General features: G+C 73.5%; 18 protein-coding genes. 11 read left to right on the forward strand and 7 right to left on the reverse strand.

All coding sequences use genetic code 11. The annotated features are described in order from the left end of the window. The first annotated feature begins 42 nt into the window (after positions 1 to 42). On the forward strand, positions 43 to 1,227 hold the full coding sequence (locus AB4K12_RS16445) for a sensor histidine kinase (protein ID WP_368434913.1): 1,185 nt from the start codon (positions 43 to 45) through the stop codon (positions 1,225 to 1,227). A gap of 79 nt (positions 1,228 to 1,306) precedes the next feature. Next, positions 1,307 to 1,879, forward strand: a complete 573-nt coding sequence (locus AB4K12_RS16450; RefSeq protein WP_368435263.1) for a DNA-binding response regulator — start codon at positions 1,307 to 1,309, stop codon at positions 1,877 to 1,879. Between the two features lie 22 nt (positions 1,880 to 1,901). Here the strand turns inward: AB4K12_RS16450 and AB4K12_RS16455 are convergent, their stop codons facing one another. Together AB4K12_RS16455 and AB4K12_RS16460 are read right to left on the reverse strand one after the other, a co-directional pair. Continuing rightward, positions 1,902 to 2,741, reverse strand: a complete 840-nt coding sequence (locus tag AB4K12_RS16455; RefSeq protein WP_368435264.1) for a tetratricopeptide repeat protein — start codon at positions 2,739 to 2,741, stop codon at positions 1,902 to 1,904. Positions 2,742 to 2,805: 64 nt separating this feature from the next. After that, the gene (locus tag AB4K12_RS16460) at positions 2,806 to 3,819 is read right to left on the reverse strand and encodes a GNAT family N-acetyltransferase (protein WP_368434914.1); all 1,014 of its coding nucleotides are present in this window, start codon (positions 3,817 to 3,819) and stop codon (positions 2,806 to 2,808) included. A gap of 114 nt (positions 3,820 to 3,933) precedes the next feature. On the opposite strand from AB4K12_RS16460, the gene fdxA reads away from it, so the two are divergent. Together fdxA and dapC are read left to right on the forward strand one after the other, a co-directional pair. Further along, positions 3,934 to 4,257, forward strand: a complete 324-nt coding sequence (gene fdxA, locus AB4K12_RS16465) for a ferredoxin (RefSeq protein ID WP_086571042.1) — start codon at positions 3,934 to 3,936, stop codon at positions 4,255 to 4,257. A gap of 108 nt (positions 4,258 to 4,365) precedes the next feature. After that, positions 4,366 to 5,463 (forward strand): succinyldiaminopimelate transaminase, encoded by a 1,098-nt coding sequence (dapC, locus tag AB4K12_RS16470; RefSeq protein WP_368434915.1) that lies wholly within the window; start codon positions 4,366 to 4,368, stop codon positions 5,461 to 5,463. An 88-nt stretch (positions 5,464 to 5,551) separates the two neighbouring features. Here dapC and AB4K12_RS16475 read toward each other — a convergent pair whose 3' ends face one another. After that, positions 5,552 to 5,947, reverse strand: a complete 396-nt coding sequence (locus AB4K12_RS16475; RefSeq protein ID WP_086571046.1) for a hypothetical protein — start codon at positions 5,945 to 5,947, stop codon at positions 5,552 to 5,554. Positions 5,948 to 6,246: 299 nt separating this feature from the next. Further along, positions 6,247 to 7,167: a hypothetical protein gene (locus AB4K12_RS16480; RefSeq protein WP_368434916.1), complete on the reverse strand. Its 921-nt coding sequence runs from the start codon at positions 7,165 to 7,167 to the stop codon at positions 6,247 to 6,249. Positions 7,168 to 7,241: 74 nt separating this feature from the next. Here AB4K12_RS16480 and dapE point away from each other — a divergent pair, with 74 nt between their 5' ends. Both dapE and AB4K12_RS16490 read left to right on the forward strand, forming a co-directional pair. Further along, positions 7,242 to 8,321 carry a succinyl-diaminopimelate desuccinylase gene (gene dapE, locus AB4K12_RS16485; RefSeq protein WP_368434917.1) on the forward strand — a complete coding sequence of 360 codons (1,080 nt, stop codon included), beginning with the start codon at positions 7,242 to 7,244 and terminating at the stop codon, positions 8,319 to 8,321. Positions 8,322 to 8,400: 79 nt separating this feature from the next. Continuing rightward, the gene (locus AB4K12_RS16490; RefSeq protein WP_368434918.1) at positions 8,401 to 9,150 is read left to right on the forward strand and encodes a TIGR00730 family Rossman fold protein; all 750 of its coding nucleotides are present in this window, start codon (positions 8,401 to 8,403) and stop codon (positions 9,148 to 9,150) included. Between the two features lie 184 nt (positions 9,151 to 9,334). Here the strand turns inward: AB4K12_RS16490 and folP are convergent, their stop codons facing one another. Continuing rightward, the gene (folP, locus tag AB4K12_RS16495; protein ID WP_368434919.1) at positions 9,335 to 10,195 is read right to left on the reverse strand and encodes a dihydropteroate synthase; all 861 of its coding nucleotides are present in this window, start codon (positions 10,193 to 10,195) and stop codon (positions 9,335 to 9,337) included. Positions 10,196 to 10,302: 107 nt separating this feature from the next. Here folP and AB4K12_RS16500 point away from each other — a divergent pair, with 107 nt between their 5' ends. Both AB4K12_RS16500 and AB4K12_RS16505 read left to right on the forward strand, forming a co-directional pair. Beyond that, positions 10,303 to 10,740: a cell division protein DivIVA gene (locus AB4K12_RS16500; RefSeq protein ID WP_368434920.1), complete on the forward strand. Its 438-nt coding sequence runs from the start codon at positions 10,303 to 10,305 to the stop codon at positions 10,738 to 10,740. Next, positions 10,733 to 11,320 (forward strand): DNA-3-methyladenine glycosylase I, encoded by a 588-nt coding sequence (locus tag AB4K12_RS16505; protein WP_086571055.1) that lies wholly within the window; start codon positions 10,733 to 10,735, stop codon positions 11,318 to 11,320. The genes AB4K12_RS16500 and AB4K12_RS16505 overlap by 8 nt, the downstream gene beginning before the upstream one ends. 99 nt (positions 11,321 to 11,419) lie before the next feature. On the opposite strand, the gene AB4K12_RS16510 is transcribed toward AB4K12_RS16505, so the two are convergent. Then, the gene (locus AB4K12_RS16510) at positions 11,420 to 12,220 is read right to left on the reverse strand and encodes an enoyl-CoA hydratase/isomerase family protein (protein WP_368434921.1); all 801 of its coding nucleotides are present in this window, start codon (positions 12,218 to 12,220) and stop codon (positions 11,420 to 11,422) included. Positions 12,221 to 12,526: 306 nt separating this feature from the next. Between AB4K12_RS16510 and AB4K12_RS16515 the strand changes: the two genes are divergently transcribed. After that, complete coding sequence (locus AB4K12_RS16515) at positions 12,527 to 12,694, forward strand: DUF3117 domain-containing protein (RefSeq protein ID WP_368434922.1); 168 nt, start codon at positions 12,527 to 12,529, stop codon at positions 12,692 to 12,694. A 140-nt stretch (positions 12,695 to 12,834) separates the two neighbouring features. Here the strand turns inward: AB4K12_RS16515 and AB4K12_RS16520 are convergent, their stop codons facing one another. Further along, the gene (locus tag AB4K12_RS16520; protein WP_086571058.1) at positions 12,835 to 13,500 is read right to left on the reverse strand and encodes an O-methyltransferase; all 666 of its coding nucleotides are present in this window, start codon (positions 13,498 to 13,500) and stop codon (positions 12,835 to 12,837) included. Between the two features lie 176 nt (positions 13,501 to 13,676). On the opposite strand from AB4K12_RS16520, the gene sigE reads away from it, so the two are divergent. Further along, positions 13,677 to 14,486 (forward strand): RNA polymerase sigma factor SigE, encoded by an 810-nt coding sequence (gene sigE / locus AB4K12_RS16525; RefSeq protein ID WP_368434923.1) that lies wholly within the window; start codon positions 13,677 to 13,679, stop codon positions 14,484 to 14,486. Beyond that, positions 14,483 to 15,223 carry an anti-sigma factor gene (locus AB4K12_RS16530; protein ID WP_368434924.1) on the forward strand — a complete coding sequence of 247 codons (741 nt, stop codon included), beginning with the start codon at positions 14,483 to 14,485 and terminating at the stop codon, positions 15,221 to 15,223. Before sigE ends, AB4K12_RS16530 begins: the two co-directional genes overlap by 4 nt. Positions 15,224 to 15,272: the final 49 nt, after the last annotated feature.

Raw genomic sequence — 15,272 nt, forward strand, 5'->3', positions numbered from 1 at the left:
GCCATGTCATGGCCGCTGCCGGGTCCGGGGGAGACTACGAGGGTGAACGAACACGGGGACCAGCCGGTGGTGGGCGGCTTCATCCAGGTCGGCAGGGCGCCGGAGGACTGGCGGCAGATGATCGCCAAGGGCTGCTGGACCTTCCTCTACATGTCCTACCTCTACTACGCGGTGGAGGACCTGACCGAGGACCGGCACACGGCCGCGGTGACGGCCGTGGGGTGGGTCGCGCTGGTCTCCTTCGTCCTCGGCTACTTCTTCCTGGTCCTCGGCCCGCGCCCGGATCGCCTCGTCCCCTGGCGGAACCGCCTGCTGGGCGGGCTGTACGTGCTGGCGGTCACGCTGACGCTGACCCTCGGGCCGTCGTGGACGGTGCTCCTGGTCTACGTGTCCATCTCCAGCGGCGTCCAGCTGCCGCTGAAGTGGGGGCTGCGGGTCGTCCCGGCCATCGCGCTGACGGTGGCCGCGCTCGGCGTGCTGAACGGGTTCGGCACGGCCGAGATGCTGCTGCTGGTCCTGCCCACGCTGCTGGGCGGCGGGGCGATGATGGCCGTCGTCCAGATGGGCCGCACGATGCGGGAGCTGCGCGAGGCCCGGGCCACGGTGGCGCACCTCGCCGCGAACGAGGAGCGGCTGCGGCTCGCCAGGGACCTGCACGACCTGCTGGGGCACTCGCTCTCGCTCATCACGCTCAAGAGCGAGCTGGCCGGGCGGATGCTGCCGGACAAGCCCGAGGCGGCGGCCCAGCAGGTCGCCGACATCGAGCGGGTGAGCCGGCAGGCGCTGGTGGACGTCCGGGAGGCGGTGAGCGGCTTCCGCCGCCCCACGCTGGACGCCGAGCTGGCCGGGGCGCGGACCGCCCTGGCCGCCGCCGGCATCGCCGCCGACCTGACCCGCGTCTCCGTCGGCCACGACGACTCCGGCCACGCCGACCTCCCTCCGGACGAGGAGGGGGCGCTGGCGTGGGCGCTGCGGGAGGCGGTGACCAACGTGGTGCGGCACAGCGGGGCGCGCCGCTGCGAGATCGCGGTCGAGGAGACGGGGGACGAGCTGTGCCTGACCGTCACCGACGACGGCCGGGGGCCGGGGGGCGCCCACGGCAACGGCCTGACCGGCCTCACCGAGCGCCTCGCCCTGGCCGACGGCCGGCTGGAGACCGGGCCCGGGCCGCGCGGCGGGTTCCGCCTGCGGGCGTACGTACCGCTCTCGCGACGGGTCGCGGCCTGACCTCTACGCTGTCGGCGTGACCTCAGCACCGCCGCCCGCAGATGCCGCCGTTCGTGTCCTCCTCGCCGAGGACCAGTCCATGGTCAGAGAGGCGCTGGCCGCGCTGCTGGGGCTGGAGGGCGACATCGACGTCGTCGCCCAGGTGGCCCGGGGCGACGAGGTGCTGGCCGCCGCCCGCGCCACCCCCGTCGACGTGGCCCTGCTGGACATCGAGATGCCGGGAATGACCGGCCTGGACGCGGCGGCCCTGCTGCGCCGGGAGCTGCCGGGCCTCAAGGTCGTGATCCTCACGACCTTCGGCCGGCCCGGCTATCTGCGCCGGGCCATGGAGTCCGGCGCGGACGCGTTCCTGGTCAAGGACGCCCCGGCGGCCCAGCTGGCCGACGCGGTGCGCCGCGTGCTGCGCGGCGAACGCGTCATCGACCCCACGCTCGCGGCCGCCGCGCTGGCCGAGGGCGCCAACCCCCTCACCGACCGCGAGCGCGCGGTCCTCGCGGCCTCCGCCGACGGTTCCACCAACGCCGAGCTGGCCGCCTCGCTGCACCTCTCGCACGGCACCGTGCGCAACTACCTCTCCACGGCGATCCAGAAGACGGGCGCCCGCAACCGCGCGGAGGCCGTACGGATCGCCCGGGACAAGGGCTGGCTCTGAGCCGCCCCGGCCCGGGCGGCCCTCAGTTGAGCATGGCCCGCGCGGCGAGCGCCTGCTGGCGGACGGACTCGGCCGCCGCCGGCTCCACGGGGTCGATGACGGCCGCGTACTCCTCCAGCTCGCGGGCGCCGCGGACGAAGTCGCCGCGCTCGACGAGGAGCTCGGCGCGTTCGTAGCGCAGCCGGGCCGGGTGGGTGGGGAGCAGCAGGGACAGCTCGACGGCCCACAGCTGGACGTCGCTGCGCTCGGGGCGGGCGGCGGCCCAGGCGCGGATGTTGTTCAGGACGCGCAGGACGATCTCCAGGGGCTCGGCCGGGGAGAACATCGACGGCGCCAGCGGTGCGCCCGTCGCGCCCGCGACGAGCAGGCCCGCCTCCTCCTCGGACAGCGTCCGGCCGCCGTCGAAGGGGTCGGCCAGGACGTGCCGGCCGGCCGGGTCGCCGAAGCCGACGACGAAGTGGCCCGGCAGCGCGACCCCGTACACGGGCGCGCCGGCCCGCCGGGCCACCTCCATCCACACCACCGACAGCAGGATCGGCAGGCCGCGCCGCCGCCTGAGGACCTCGGGGAGCAGCGAGGACTCCAGCCTGCGGTAGTCGGCCGGCGAGCCGTGGAAGCCGCAGCGCTCGCCGAGCAGCCCGGCGACGGCCTCGGCCCAGCGCCGCGGCTCGGCGTGCCGCCCCAGCGCGGGCAGCAGCCCGGCCAGCCGGTCCAGCTCGATCTGGGCCGCGTCGATGTCCTCCTCGGGCAGCCCCGCGCCGGCCTCCGCGGCGACCATGAGGCACAGCAGCGCGAGGTCGGGCCGGTCCTCCCGGGCCGCCTCGGTGAAGTCCCGCCGTCGTCCGGTGATGTCGTCGTACATGGGTGCCTCGTACCCGCTCGGGGCGGTGGCGCAGCCACCGCCGGTCTCCATGGTGCGACCGCGCTCACGGCCGGCGCAGCGGCTCGCGACGGTAGTGGTAGCCGTGGTGGGTGGTGAAGCCGAGCTCGTCGTAGAGGGCGGCCGCCGGGCCGTTGTCCGTCTCCACCTGCAGATACGCGGCCGAGGCGCCCTCGCTCAGGGCCTGCTCGGCCAGCCGGGCCATCACGAGCGTGCCCAGCCCCTCCCGCCGCCGTTCGGGGCGCACGTCCAGGGCCGCGAAGCCCGCCCAGCGCCCGTCGACGACACAGCGCGCTATGGCCGCCGGGCGCTCCTCGCCGGCCTCGCCGGGCACGGTCGCGAACCACACCGACGGCCCGCCCGTCAGCACCGCCGTCGCGTCCTCGCTCGCCGCGCCCGTACGCCCGTAGGCGGCCAGCCAGGCCTCGTCCGGCTCGCGGGTCAACCGCACCCGCCCGGTGTCGGCACCCGTATCGGCGATCGGGGCCAGCGCGGCGGTGAGCATCAGGGCGTGCCGCTCGGCGGCCCAGCCGCGGCGCTCCAGCTCGGCGTCCAGCAGCGCGTCCCGGTCCGGGTCACCCGTGGTGACCTGCACACACGCGCTCAGCCCGCGCTCGGCGTACCAGGCGGTCACCCGGTCCAGCGCCGCCGGCAGCGGCAGCCCGGGGTCGCCCAGGGGCAGCACCGAGTTGGCCCGGGCGGTGAAGCCGCCGGCCGCCCGCAGCGTCCAGTCGCCGAGCCGCTCGCTCTCGCGCGGCGGCCAGCCGCGGGAGGCGGTCTCCTGGAGCTCACGGAGCGTGGCGGCGGGGCCGCGCCGCCGGGCCGGCGTCATCGGCACGACCTTGCCGGCGACCAGCGTGGACTCCGGGATCTCGACGGTTTCGCCGTTCCGGCGTGTGATCCGCAGCACACCGTCCTCCCAGGAGTCGAGCATGCCGACGGCGTCGGTGAAGCGTTCCGGCGACGTTCCGGAGGCGTTCAAGTGCCGTACGGAGACACGCTTGCCCACGTCCGCGGCGTTGATCCGGACTTCCAGCCTTCCGCCCGTGGTGAATTCCACAGCTCTGCCAGCCCCTCTTGTTCGTCATGTGCCCGGGGAGGGAGATACTAGGTGTGGGCATCGACGACGCCGCGCTCCCGCGCGAAATGAGCCCTACCGAGGAGGAACGACAGCGTGACCTACGTCATCGCGCAGCCTTGTGTCGACGTGAAGGACAAGGCGTGCATCGAGGAGTGCCCCGTCGACTGCATCTACGAGGGCTCCCGGTCCTTGTACATCCACCCGGACGAATGCGTCGACTGCGGTGCCTGTGAGCCGGTCTGCCCGGTCGAGGCCATCTTCTACGAGGACGACACTCCCGAGGAGTGGAAGGACTACTACAAGGCGAACGTCGAGTTCTTCGACGAGCTCGGCTCGCCCGGTGGTGCCTCGAAGCTGGGCCTGATCGAGCGCGACCACCCCTTCATCGCCGAGCTGCCGCCCCAGTCCGAAGGCTGAGCGGCACCGCCGCGGCCCCGTACGGCCCTGAGCCGTACGGGGCCGCGGCGTTTCCCCACGCACCACGCACCACCCCTCCCTCACGCAAGAGAGCGAGCAGCGAGCACCGTGAGCGCAGTCTCTTCCCGCCTCCCCGTCTTCCCCTGGGACCGGCTCGAGCCGTACAAGGCCACGGCCGCCGCCCACCCCGACGGCATCGTGGACCTGTCGGTGGGCACCCCCGTCGACCCGGTGCCGGCGGTGATCCGGCAGGCCCTGACCGACGCCGCCGACAGCCCGGGCTATCCCACGGTCTGGGGCACGGCCGCGCTGCGGGACGCGCTCACCGGGTGGGCCGAGCGCCGCCTGGGCGCCGAGGGGCTGACCCACGCGAACGTGCTGCCTGTGGTCGGCTCCAAGGAGCTGGTGGCCTGGCTGCCGACCCAGCTCGGCCTCGGCGCCGGGGACAAGGTCGCCTACCCGCGCCTGGCCTACCCCACCTACGAGGTGGGCGCGCGCCTGGCCGGTGCCGAGCCCGTCGTCTACGACGACCCCACGGAGCTCGACCCCACGGGCGTGCGGCTGCTCTGGCTGAACTCGCCCTCCAACCCCACCGGCCGGGTGCTCTCCAAGGACGAGCTGCGCGCCGCGGTGGCCTGGGCGCGCGAGCACGACGTGCTGGTCTTCAGCGACGAGTGCTACCTGGAGCTGGGCTGGGAGACCGAGCCGGTCTCCGTGCTGCACCCGGAGGTGTGCGGCGGCTCGTACGAGGGTCTCGTCGCCGTCCACTCCCTCTCCAAGCGCTCCAACCTGGCCGGCTACCGCTCGGCGTTCCTCGCCGGCGACGCGGCCGTCCTCGGCGAGCTGCTGCAGATCCGCAAGCACGGCGGAATGATGATCCCCGCGCCCGTCCAGGCCGCCACCGTCGCGGCGCTGGGCGACAGCGCCCACGTCGCCGAGCAGCGCGCTCGCTACGCGGCCCGCCGGGCCGCGCTGCGCGCCGCGTTCGAGGGCGCCGGCTTCCGGATCGAGCACAGCGAGGCCTCGCTGTACCTGTGGGCGACGCGGGACGAGCCGTGCTGGGAGACGGTGGGGAGCCTCGCCGAGCGCGGCGTCCTCGTCGCGCCGGGCGAGTTCTACGGCGTGGCGGGCGAGCGCTTCGTACGCGTCGCGTTCACCGCGACCGATGAGCGTGTGGAGGCGGCGGTCCGCCGTCTGGCCCAGTAGCCGCTACGCACGACGCCTACGCGAAGGGGGCCCGGGAGATGTACTCCCGGGCCCCCTCGGTGCTTCTCGGTGCCGTGTGCCGGTCCGGTCAGCCGCCCAGCGGAACCTGGGGCAGGCCGCCCTTGGTCGCGCCCTGGACGGTGCCGCCGAGGGCCTGGGCGCCGCTGCCGACGACCTTGCCCGCCTGCTTGTTGACGGCCGGGAGGGTCTCGCTGCCGGCCTTCTGCACCGCGCCGGTGGCGGCCGGTACGGCGGTGTGGACGGCCTTGCTCCCGACGCCCGACGCGACGGATCCGGCCTGCTCGGAGGCAGCGCCGACGGTCTTGCTCGCGGTGGTGGTGTCCAGCGCGCTGACCGGCGCGAGGTCCGTGGCCTGGGGCAGCGCCGCCGCGCTGGCGGAGCCGGCCGCGCCGACGACGGGAGCGGCACCCGCCGCGACGAGCAGGGCCACGCGGGCGATCCGGCGCGTGAGGGGGAGGGACATGTTGCTCCTTTGACGGAGTGGGAGGTCGGTTGCAGTCCGGCGAGCGGACGCTGTGACTACCGCGTGAGCCCCTCGAAGGTTGCGGTGGGCCAAGGTAAAGAGTAAGTAATGCGTCGCATAATCAGCTCTACCGAAACCCCGTCAAACCGGTCAGGTTGTCAATCGATCGGTAAGGCCGAAAAGCCTTTGATCACAAGGTCGACGGGGGTCCGTCGGGCAAGCGTGCGGATGGCGGGAGGCGGCGCGGGGCGCGGCAACTCCCGTATGCGGCACTTACCTCCGGAGAGGGGACGATCGCACTAACGAACGGTCGTGATGCGAACGGTCCCGGCGGCGTCCCCGGCCGCCTCACGGCCGGACGCCCGCCAGCCGTCCGCGGAATCCTCCGCCGTCCACGCCCGGCCGCCGAAGGAAACGCGCTCGATGCGCAGTTCCGCCGCATGGGCCACCGCCCAGGACGCCAGCTCCCAGCCGCGCCGGGCCGGCTCGTCCGGCGCCGCCTCCCGGTCCGCACGCACCGGCACCACCACCGTGCGCGACGCGGCCGCCCCGGCGCGGCCCGTGTCGGCCATCGTCGCGGGCGGCACCCCGGAGCCGAACTCGCGGACCAGCTTCGCCCGCACCGCCACCGGATCGCCCGCCTTGCCGTCGTCCGGGCTCTTCGTGCAGCTGAACGCGCCCGCCGCGCGGCCCGTCAGACCCGAGGCCAGCAGCGAGGCGTCCGGCTCGTGCTTGGCGTACGCCTGCGGGAAGCCGCTGCGCTGCACCTTCTGCGCGGCCACCGTCAGCGGCAGCCGCGAATAGCCCGGCACCCGCACCAGGTGGTCGTAGAACCTCCCGGCCGCGTAGACCGGATCCGTGATCTGCCGCGCGGTGCCCCAGCCCTGGGTGGGCCGCTGCTGGAACAGGCCCAGCGAATCGCGGTCGCCGTGATGGATGTTGCGCAGCCCCGACTCCTGCATCGCGGTCGCCAGCGCGATCGTCACCGCCCGCTCCGGAAGTCCGCGGGCGGACCCCACGGCCGAGATCGTCGCCGCGTTCACGGCCTGCTCGGGGGAGAGGGAGTACGACTCGCCGTTCGCCCGCACCACACAGCGCGGAGCCCCCGGACCGCCGGTCACCAGCTGCGCCACCACGTACCCGACCAGCGCCAGCAGCACGGCGCAGGCGGCCACGGTGCGCAGCAGTCGGCCACGGCGGGTGACGATGATCCGGGACATGCGGGCCACGTTACTTCAGAGACCGGTCCCGGACCGCTCCGGACCGTACCGGCGGTCGCGTTAGGCTCGCCGGCATGGATCACACCGCACTGGACCTGTCCCTCGACGCCGTCGCCCTCACCGCAGCGCTCGTCGACTTCCGTTCCGAGAGCGGTGACGAGAAGGCCCTCGCCGACGCCATCGAGCGCGAACTGCGCGCCCTGCCGCACCTGACCGTCGACCGCCACGGCAACAACGTGGTCGCCCGCACCCACCTCGGGCGCGCCGAGCGCGTCGTCCTGGCCGGGCACATCGACACCGTCCCCATCGCGGACAACGTCCCCTCCCGGCTGGACGAAGACGGCGTCCTGTGGGGCTGCGGCACCAGCGACATGAAGTCCGGCGTCGCCGTCCAGCTGCGCGTCGCGAAGACCGTCACCACGCCCAACCGCGACCTGACCTTCGTCTTCTACGACAACGAGGAGGTCGCCGCCCACCTCAACGGCCTCGGCCACGTCGCCGAGGCGCACCCGGACTGGCTGGCGGGCGACTTCGCCATCCTCCTCGAGCCCTCCGACGGAGAGGTCGAGGGCGGCTGCCAGGGGACGCTGCGGGTGATCCTCAGGACCGAGGGCGAGCGCGCCCACTCGGCGCGCGCCTGGATGGGCTCCAACGCCGTCCACGCCGCGGCCCCGGTCCTCGCCCGCCTCGCCGCGTACGAGCCGCGCCGGCCCCTCGTCGACGGCCTGGAGTACCACGAGGGCCTCAACGCCGTACGGATCGAGGGCGGCGTCGCCAACAACGTCATCCCCGACGCCTGTGCCGTGACGGTGAACTTCCGCTACGCCCCGGACCGCACCGAGGAGGAGGCGCTCGCCTACGTGCGCGAGTTCTTCGACGGCTGCGGCGTGACGGAGTTCGTCGTCGACGACCACTCGCCCGCCGCCCGGCCGGGGCTCACCCACCCGGCGGCCGTGGCCTTCATGGAGGCCGTCGGCGGCGCGGCCCGGCCCAAGTTCGGCTGGACCGACGTGGCCCGCTTCAGCGCGCTCGGCGTCCCCGCCGTCAACTACGGCCCGGGCGACCCGCTCTACGCCCACAAGCGGAACGAGCACGTGGTGGCCGAGCGGATCACGCAGTGCGAGGAGCGGCTGCGGGCCTGGCTGACGAGCTGACGAGCTGACGGTACGGCCCCTTCGCGGGCCTACCCTGAAGCGCATCGAATCCGACGACATGCAGCGGAGGGAGCTCGGTATGGTCCATTCCGAGGGGGCGCGCGTCCCGCGGGAGCAGCGCCGGGGGCCGGTCGTACGGCGGCAGAGCCAGATGCAGGCGGGCACCACCGACCAGCATCTGCTGGACACCCGGGGGGCGGCCGACTGGGTGCACGAGGACCCGTTCAGGGTCCTGCGCATCCAGTCCGAGTTCGTCGAGGGCTTCGGCGCGCTGGCCGAACTGCCCCCGGCGATCAGTGTGTTCGGCTCGGCCCGGACGAAGCCGGGCTCGCCGGAGTACGAGGCCGGCGAGGCCATCGGGCGCGGCCTGGTGGAGGCCGGCTTCGCGGTCATCACCGGCGGCGGGCCCGGCGCGATGGAGGCCGCGAACAAGGGCGCGATGGAGGCCGGCGGCGTCTCCGTCGGCCTCGGCATCGAGCTGCCCTTCGAACAGGGGATCAACCCCTATGTGAACCTGGGCGTCGACTTCCGGTACTTCTTCGTCCGCAAGACGATGTTCGTGAAGTACGCGAGCGGGTTCGTGGTGCTGCCGGGCGGCCTCGGCACGCTGGACGAGCTCTTCGAGGCGCTCACGCTCGTCCAGACGAAGAAGGTCACCCGCTTCCCGATCGTGCTCTTCGGCACCGCCTACTGGCAGGGCCTGGTGGACTGGCTCACCCACACCCTCGTCGCCCAGGGCAAGGCCGGACCGCAGGACCTGCAGCTGTTCCACATCACCGACGACGTGGAGGAGGCCATCGGCGTCGTCACGAAGGAGGCGGGCGCCTAGGGGGTGTCCGACGGGTCGGCACAAGCCCTGCGGCGCCCGGCACAGCACCTCGCCGCGTTGTCGCATCAGCCAAGGACGCCCAGTCCGAGGCAGATACTCCGCCTTGCGATGCACCGCACCGGACACCACAGGGCCCGCACCGACCCATCGGACACCCCCTGGCCGGCCGTCCGCCGCCGGGCCGTCAGGCCAGCCCTCGCCGGGCCACCGCGGGCGCGCGGTGGCCGGCGATGGAGGCCACCATGTCCAGCACCTGCTTGGTCTCCGCCACCTCGTGGACGCGGTAGACCTGAGCACCCAGCCACGCCGAGACGGCCGTCGTGGCGAGCGTGCCCAGGACGCGCTCCTTGACCGGCTTGTCGAGGGTCTCGCCGACGAAGTCCTTGTTGGACAGCGAGACCAGCACCGGCCAGCCCGTCCGCGTCATCTCCTCCAGGCGCCGGGTGGCCTCCAGCGAGTGCCGGGTGTTCTTCCCGAAGTCGTGCCCCGGGTCGATCATGATGGCGTCGCGCCGCACCCCGAGCTCCACGGCCCGCTCGGCCAGCCCGACCGTGACCCGCAGGATGTCCTCCATCACGTCGTCGTAGGCGATCCGGTGCGGCCGGGTGCGCGGGGCGACGCCGCCCGCGTGCGTGCACACCAGCCCCGCCCCGTAACGGGCCGCGACCTCGGCCAGCTTGGGGTCCACCCCGCCCCACGCGTCGTTGAGCACGTCCGCGCCCGCCTCGCAGACCGCCTCGCCGACCTCGTGCCGCCAGGTGTCGACGCTGATGACCACGTCCGGGTGACGCCGGCGCACCTCGGCCACGAAGCCGACCGTCCGCCGGGCTTCCTCCTCGGCGTTCACCTCGGCGCCGGGGCCCGCCTTCACCCCGCCGATGTCGATGATGGCGGCGCCCTCGGCCACGGCCTGCTCCACCCGGGCCAGGGCGGGCTCGTCGGCGAAGGTGGCCCCCTGGTCGTAGAACGAGTCGGGGGTCCGGTTGACGATCGCCATGATCACCGGCTCGTGCGTGTCGAACTCGCGTCGTCCCAGGCGCAGCATCTTCGGTACTCCCTCTCCAAGGTCCGCCAGCGACCTTAACTGTCAGTGCGGCATGGCACGATCGGGGTGGACGGTTTGGCTGACGGAGGACATACGGGGAGACAGCCGTGTTCTGGTTCTTGCTCATCGCGCTGGTCGTGGTGGTCGCCGCGGTGACGCTCGCCGTCGCCGGGGGCGGCAGCGGCGGTGTGCTGCCCGAGGCCGGGCAGGACCGGATGGCCTGGCCGCTGCCGGCCGGCCGGCAGCTGGGCCGTGCCGACGTGGAGTCGCTGCGGCTGCCGCTGGCGCTGCGCGGCTACCGCATGACGGAGACCGACGACGCCCTGGACCGGCTCGGCGCCGAGCTCGCCGAGCGCGACGCGCGCATCGCCGAGCTGGAGGCCGCGCTGGCCGGGGCGCAGGCGGCGGCGATAGGCGGCCTCGGTCTGATGACGCGTGGGACGAACGTTGCCGACGCTGCCGACGCGGCCACTGCCGACGCGGCCGGTGCGCAGGACGCGCCGCGGGCCGGGAAGGCCGTGGAGGAGGGGGAGAAGGATGAGTGACGGCGGAGCGGTCATCGGGCCGGACGGGCTGGCGCGCTGCCCGTGGGGCCTGGAGGCGGAGTCCCGCGCGGACTACCGCGCGTACCACGACACCGAGTGGGGCCGGCCGGTGCACGGCGACGACGCCCTCTACGAGCGGATATGCCTGGAGTCCTTCCAGTCCGGGCTGTCGTGGCTGACGATCCTCCGCCGCCGGGAGGGGTTCCGCGCCGCCTTCGCGGACTTCTCCATTCCCAAGGTGGCGGCCTTCACCGCGGCGGACGAGGAGCGACTGCTGGCCGACCCGGGCATCATCCGCAATCGCGCGAAGATCGCGGCGGCGCTGGCGAACGCCCGGGCGGCGGCCGAGCTGGCGCCGGGTGAGCTCGACGGGATCGTCTGGTCGTACGCCCCGCCCGCCGGGCGGCCCGCGCCGCGGACGTTCGCCGACGTGCCCGCGATCACACCGGAGTCGACGGCGCTGGCCAAGGACCTCAAGAAGCGGGGGTTCCGCTTCATCGGTCCGACGACGGCCTACGCCCTGATGCAGGCCTGCGGACTGGTGAACGACCACCTCGCGGACTGCCACGTACGAGGCTGAGGTCCCGGGCCCGGTCCGGGCCCGGGGCGCCTGTGGCCCCGGACGCGGCTCCGGTCGGGGCCCCGGGCCGTCGGGACCGTCGGGTCGGCGGCCGCCGGGTCAGCGGCCGACGAAGCGCGGCTTCTCCTTGCCGAGGAAGGCCGCGACGGCGATGCCATGGTCCTCCGACGCGCCCGCCCTCTCCTGCAGCTCGTCCTCCTTGGCCAGGGTCTCCTCCAGCGAGTGGTCCGACCCGTACGCCAGCGACTCCTTGATCGCCGCGTAGGCGGCCGTCGGGCCCTGGGCCAGGCGCCGGGCCACGGCCTCGGCCTCGGCGGCGAGGTCCGCCGCCGGGACGACCTTGTTGGCGATGCCCAGCTCCCGGGCCTCCTCCGCGGTGACGTTGCGGGGGAAGAGCAGCAGATCGCTGGCGCGGCTGTGGCCGATGAGGCGGGGGAGGGTCCAGGAGACTCCCGAGTCGGCGGTGAGGGCCACCCCGGCGAACGAGGTGTTGAACGAGGCGGAGTCCGCGACGACGCGGTAGTCGGCCGCGAAGGCGAAGCCCGCGCCGGCGCCCGCCGCGACGCCGTTCACCCCGGCGACGACCGGCTTGGGCATCCGGGTGATCGCCGTGACGATGGGGTTGTAGTGATCCCTGACGGTGTCCATGGTCACGCGCGTGCCGTTCTCACGGTCGGCCGCCAGGGAGGCCACGTGCTCCTTGAGGTCCTGCCCGACGCAGAAGGCACGGCCGGTGGCGGTGAGCAGCACCGCCCGTACCGCCGGGTCGTCGGCGGCCTGCCGCAGGACGTCGCGCAGGGCGACCTTGGTCTCGGTGTTCAGCGCGTTCATGGCATCGGGACGATTCAGCGTGATCGTCGCCAGCCCGTCGGTCACCTCGTACAGCACGGCGTCCGCCATGTGCGGTCCCTCCCTGAGTCGGCTGCGGATGGGCTCAGCATGCCGGAGATCATCGGGCCTCGATATGTGACCTGCGTCAAAGAATCGAGGGACATAGTGCCCTCCGGGGGGATGGACGAGGGGCGTCCGATCCCCGAATTGAGTGGTTTTGCGGCAGCGCGTTGCCGAAGGGTTGCCGACTGATGTTGGTCATTGGGTCGCGCGATGCGGGATAATGGCCTGGAAGCAATGTGTTCGATGCCGGTGACGCGTGCCCTTCCAGAGGGCCGTCGGCACGATGAGCTGGTTTCAGGAAGGGGAACGAGCATGGCGGCCATGAAGCCGCGGACGGGCGATGGCCCGCTCGAGGTGACCAAGGAGGGGCGGGGCATCGTCATGCGGGTTCCGCTCGAGGGCGGCGGTCGTCTCGTCGTCGAGCTGACCCCGGACGAGGCCAAGGCTCTCGGCGAGGCCCTGAAGGGGGTCACCGGCTGACGCCTGGTGGAATCTACGATTCTCCCGCACCGCCCCGGCCACCGGCTCACCCCGGTTCCGGGGCGGCGGTGTGTCCGCGCCCGCCCTCCCGGCCGTTACCGTCGTACGCCGCCCCCGGCCGCACACCGCCCCCACCCGCCTCAGCCGCGCCGGACCGCGCACAGCAGCCCGTCGCCCACCGGCAGCAGGGACGGCACCAGCGCGGTGGACTCCCGCACGGCCCGCAGAAGTTCGCGCACCCGCTGCACCTCGGCGGGCGGCAGGGCGGAGTCGACGGTACGGCCGTCGGCGAAGACCCCCTCGAAACAGACCAGTCCGCCCGGGCGCAGCAGGCGCAACGATTCGGCTAGGTAGTCGAGGCACTCCAGCCGGTCACCGTCGCAGAAGACCAGGTCGTAGCCCCCGTCGGCCAGCCGCGGCAGAACCTCCAGGGCGCGGCCGGGGATGAAGCGCGCGCGGTTGCCGGCGAAGCCGGCGGCGCGGAACGCCTGCCGGGCGAACTGCTGGCACTCCGGGTCGCTGTCGACGGTCGTCAGCACTCCGTCCGGGCGCATGCCGTGCAGGAGGTGGATGCCGGAGACCCCGGTGCCGGTGCCGATCTCGGCGACGGCCTTGGCGTCCACAGCGGCGGCGAGCAGGCGCAGCGCCCCGCCGGTGCCGTTCGACACCGAGCGGAGACCTGCCTCGTAGGCCCGGTCCCGGGCCCAGCGCAGCGCCTCGTCCTCGGCGACGAACACATCGGCGAACGCCCAGCTCGTCTGCTGGTTGCCGGTAATGGCCCTCTCCTGTCCCCGTAGTCGACGCAACCGTGACTGTATCCGCTGACCACGGGAACTCGCAGATGGGACCGGGCGTTGGAAGGGCTGAGGGGGACGTGCAAGGGCGGGAACCGGAAGCTCCGGCCGCTCGTCGGTGATCATGGCGGGATGAGAACAAAAACCGGGTCAAAAATGCTTATCCGGAGCTAACGGGCGAGGTGGATATGGTAGGGGCTCCACTGGACACCACCAGAGCCGACAGGGGAGGTGCGGCTGCGGGCCGCGACCGCCGGGGAGTGCTGAGGCGCTTCCGAAGGTCCGCTCCCGAGCCGAAATCCGTGACCTACACCGCTGACCGCCCCCATAGCCTTAAGGGCATGGGAGGGACCCCCATCCACGCCACCAGCTCCGCAACCACCGCGACCTTCGCCACCGATGCGGACCCGTCGGCGTGGACCCCTCCCACCTGGGAGGAGATCGTCAGCACGCACAGCGCCCGGGTCTACCGCCTCGCCTACCGCCTCACGGGCAACCAGCACGACGCCGAGGACCTCACGCAGGAGGTCTTCGTCCGCGTCTTCCGCTCGCTGTCCACGTACACCCCGGGAACGTTCGAGGGGTGGCTGCACCGCATCACCACCAACCTCTTCCTGGACATGGTCCGCCGGCGCCAGCGCATCCGCTTCGACGCGCTCGCCGAGGACGCGGCCGAGCGGCTGCCCAGCCGTGAGCCCTCCCCCCAGCAGCACTTCAACGACACCCACTTCGACGCCGACGTCCAGCAGGCGCTGGACACGCTCGCCCCGGAGTTCCGCGCGGCCGTCGTCCTGTGCGACATCGAGGGGCTGTCCTACGAGGAGATCGCCGCGACGCTCGGCGTGAAGCTCGGCACCGTCCGCAGCCGCATCCACCGCGGCCGCTCCCACCTGCGCAAGGCGCTCCAGCACCGCTCGCCCGCCGCCCGGGCCGAGCAGCGTGCCGTGGCCGTCGCGGCGCCCGGCCTGTCGTTGGGTGGGGAGGTAGGGATCGCGTGAGCGGTTCAGGCGGTCAGTCCCCCGCCGAGATCCATCTCGGCGACCGCCTCGCGGCCCTGGTCGACGGGGAGTTGGGACACGACTCGCGGGAGCGGGTGCTCGCGCACCTCGCCACCTGCTGGAAATGCAAAGCGGAAGCCGACGCGCAGCGTCGGCTCAAAAGCGCGTTCGCACAGGCCGCGCCACCGCCGCTGTCCGATTCCCTGCTGGCCCGGCTGCAGGGCCTGCCGGCCGGCGGGACCGGCGACGACCGCGGCGGCCGGGACCGCGACGACGACGCGGGAAGAGCGGGAAGAGCGGGAAGAGGGGGCCTCGGCTCCCGGGCCGAGGAGTTCGCGCTGCTGCCGGCGGCCGTCGGCGCGCCCCGTGACCGCGGCTTCCGCGTCCACCCCGTCCCCCGGGGCGGTCAGGACGCCCGCGGCGGCGGTACGCGCGGGCGCCGGTTCGCCTTCGCGGCGGCCGGAGCGGTCTCGCTGGCGGCGTTCGCGCTGGTCGGCGCCCAGCCGCTGGAGACGGCCGTGGAGACGCCCCGGGCCCGGGGCGGCGGCCCCAGCGCGGCGACGACCTCCCTCGCCATGACGCCGGGTCACCATCTGGAGCGCGACGCCGTCCACACGGCGACCACGCTCGGGGCGCCCCCCTCCCTCGGGGTCTCCCTGCTGCGTCCCTCCGACGCCCCGGTGCTCCCGCCGCTCGTCCGCAGCTACCGGGCCCTGTCGGAGGCCCCGGCCCGCTGACCCATCCCCACCTCCCCCTCCGCACACCCGTCAGGACCTGGTGTAATCG

The organism is Streptomyces sp. C36 (assembly GCF_040932295.1).
In the GTDB taxonomy this organism is placed as follows: Bacteria; Actinomycetota; Actinomycetes; order Streptomycetales; family Streptomycetaceae; genus Streptomyces; species Streptomyces triculaminicus.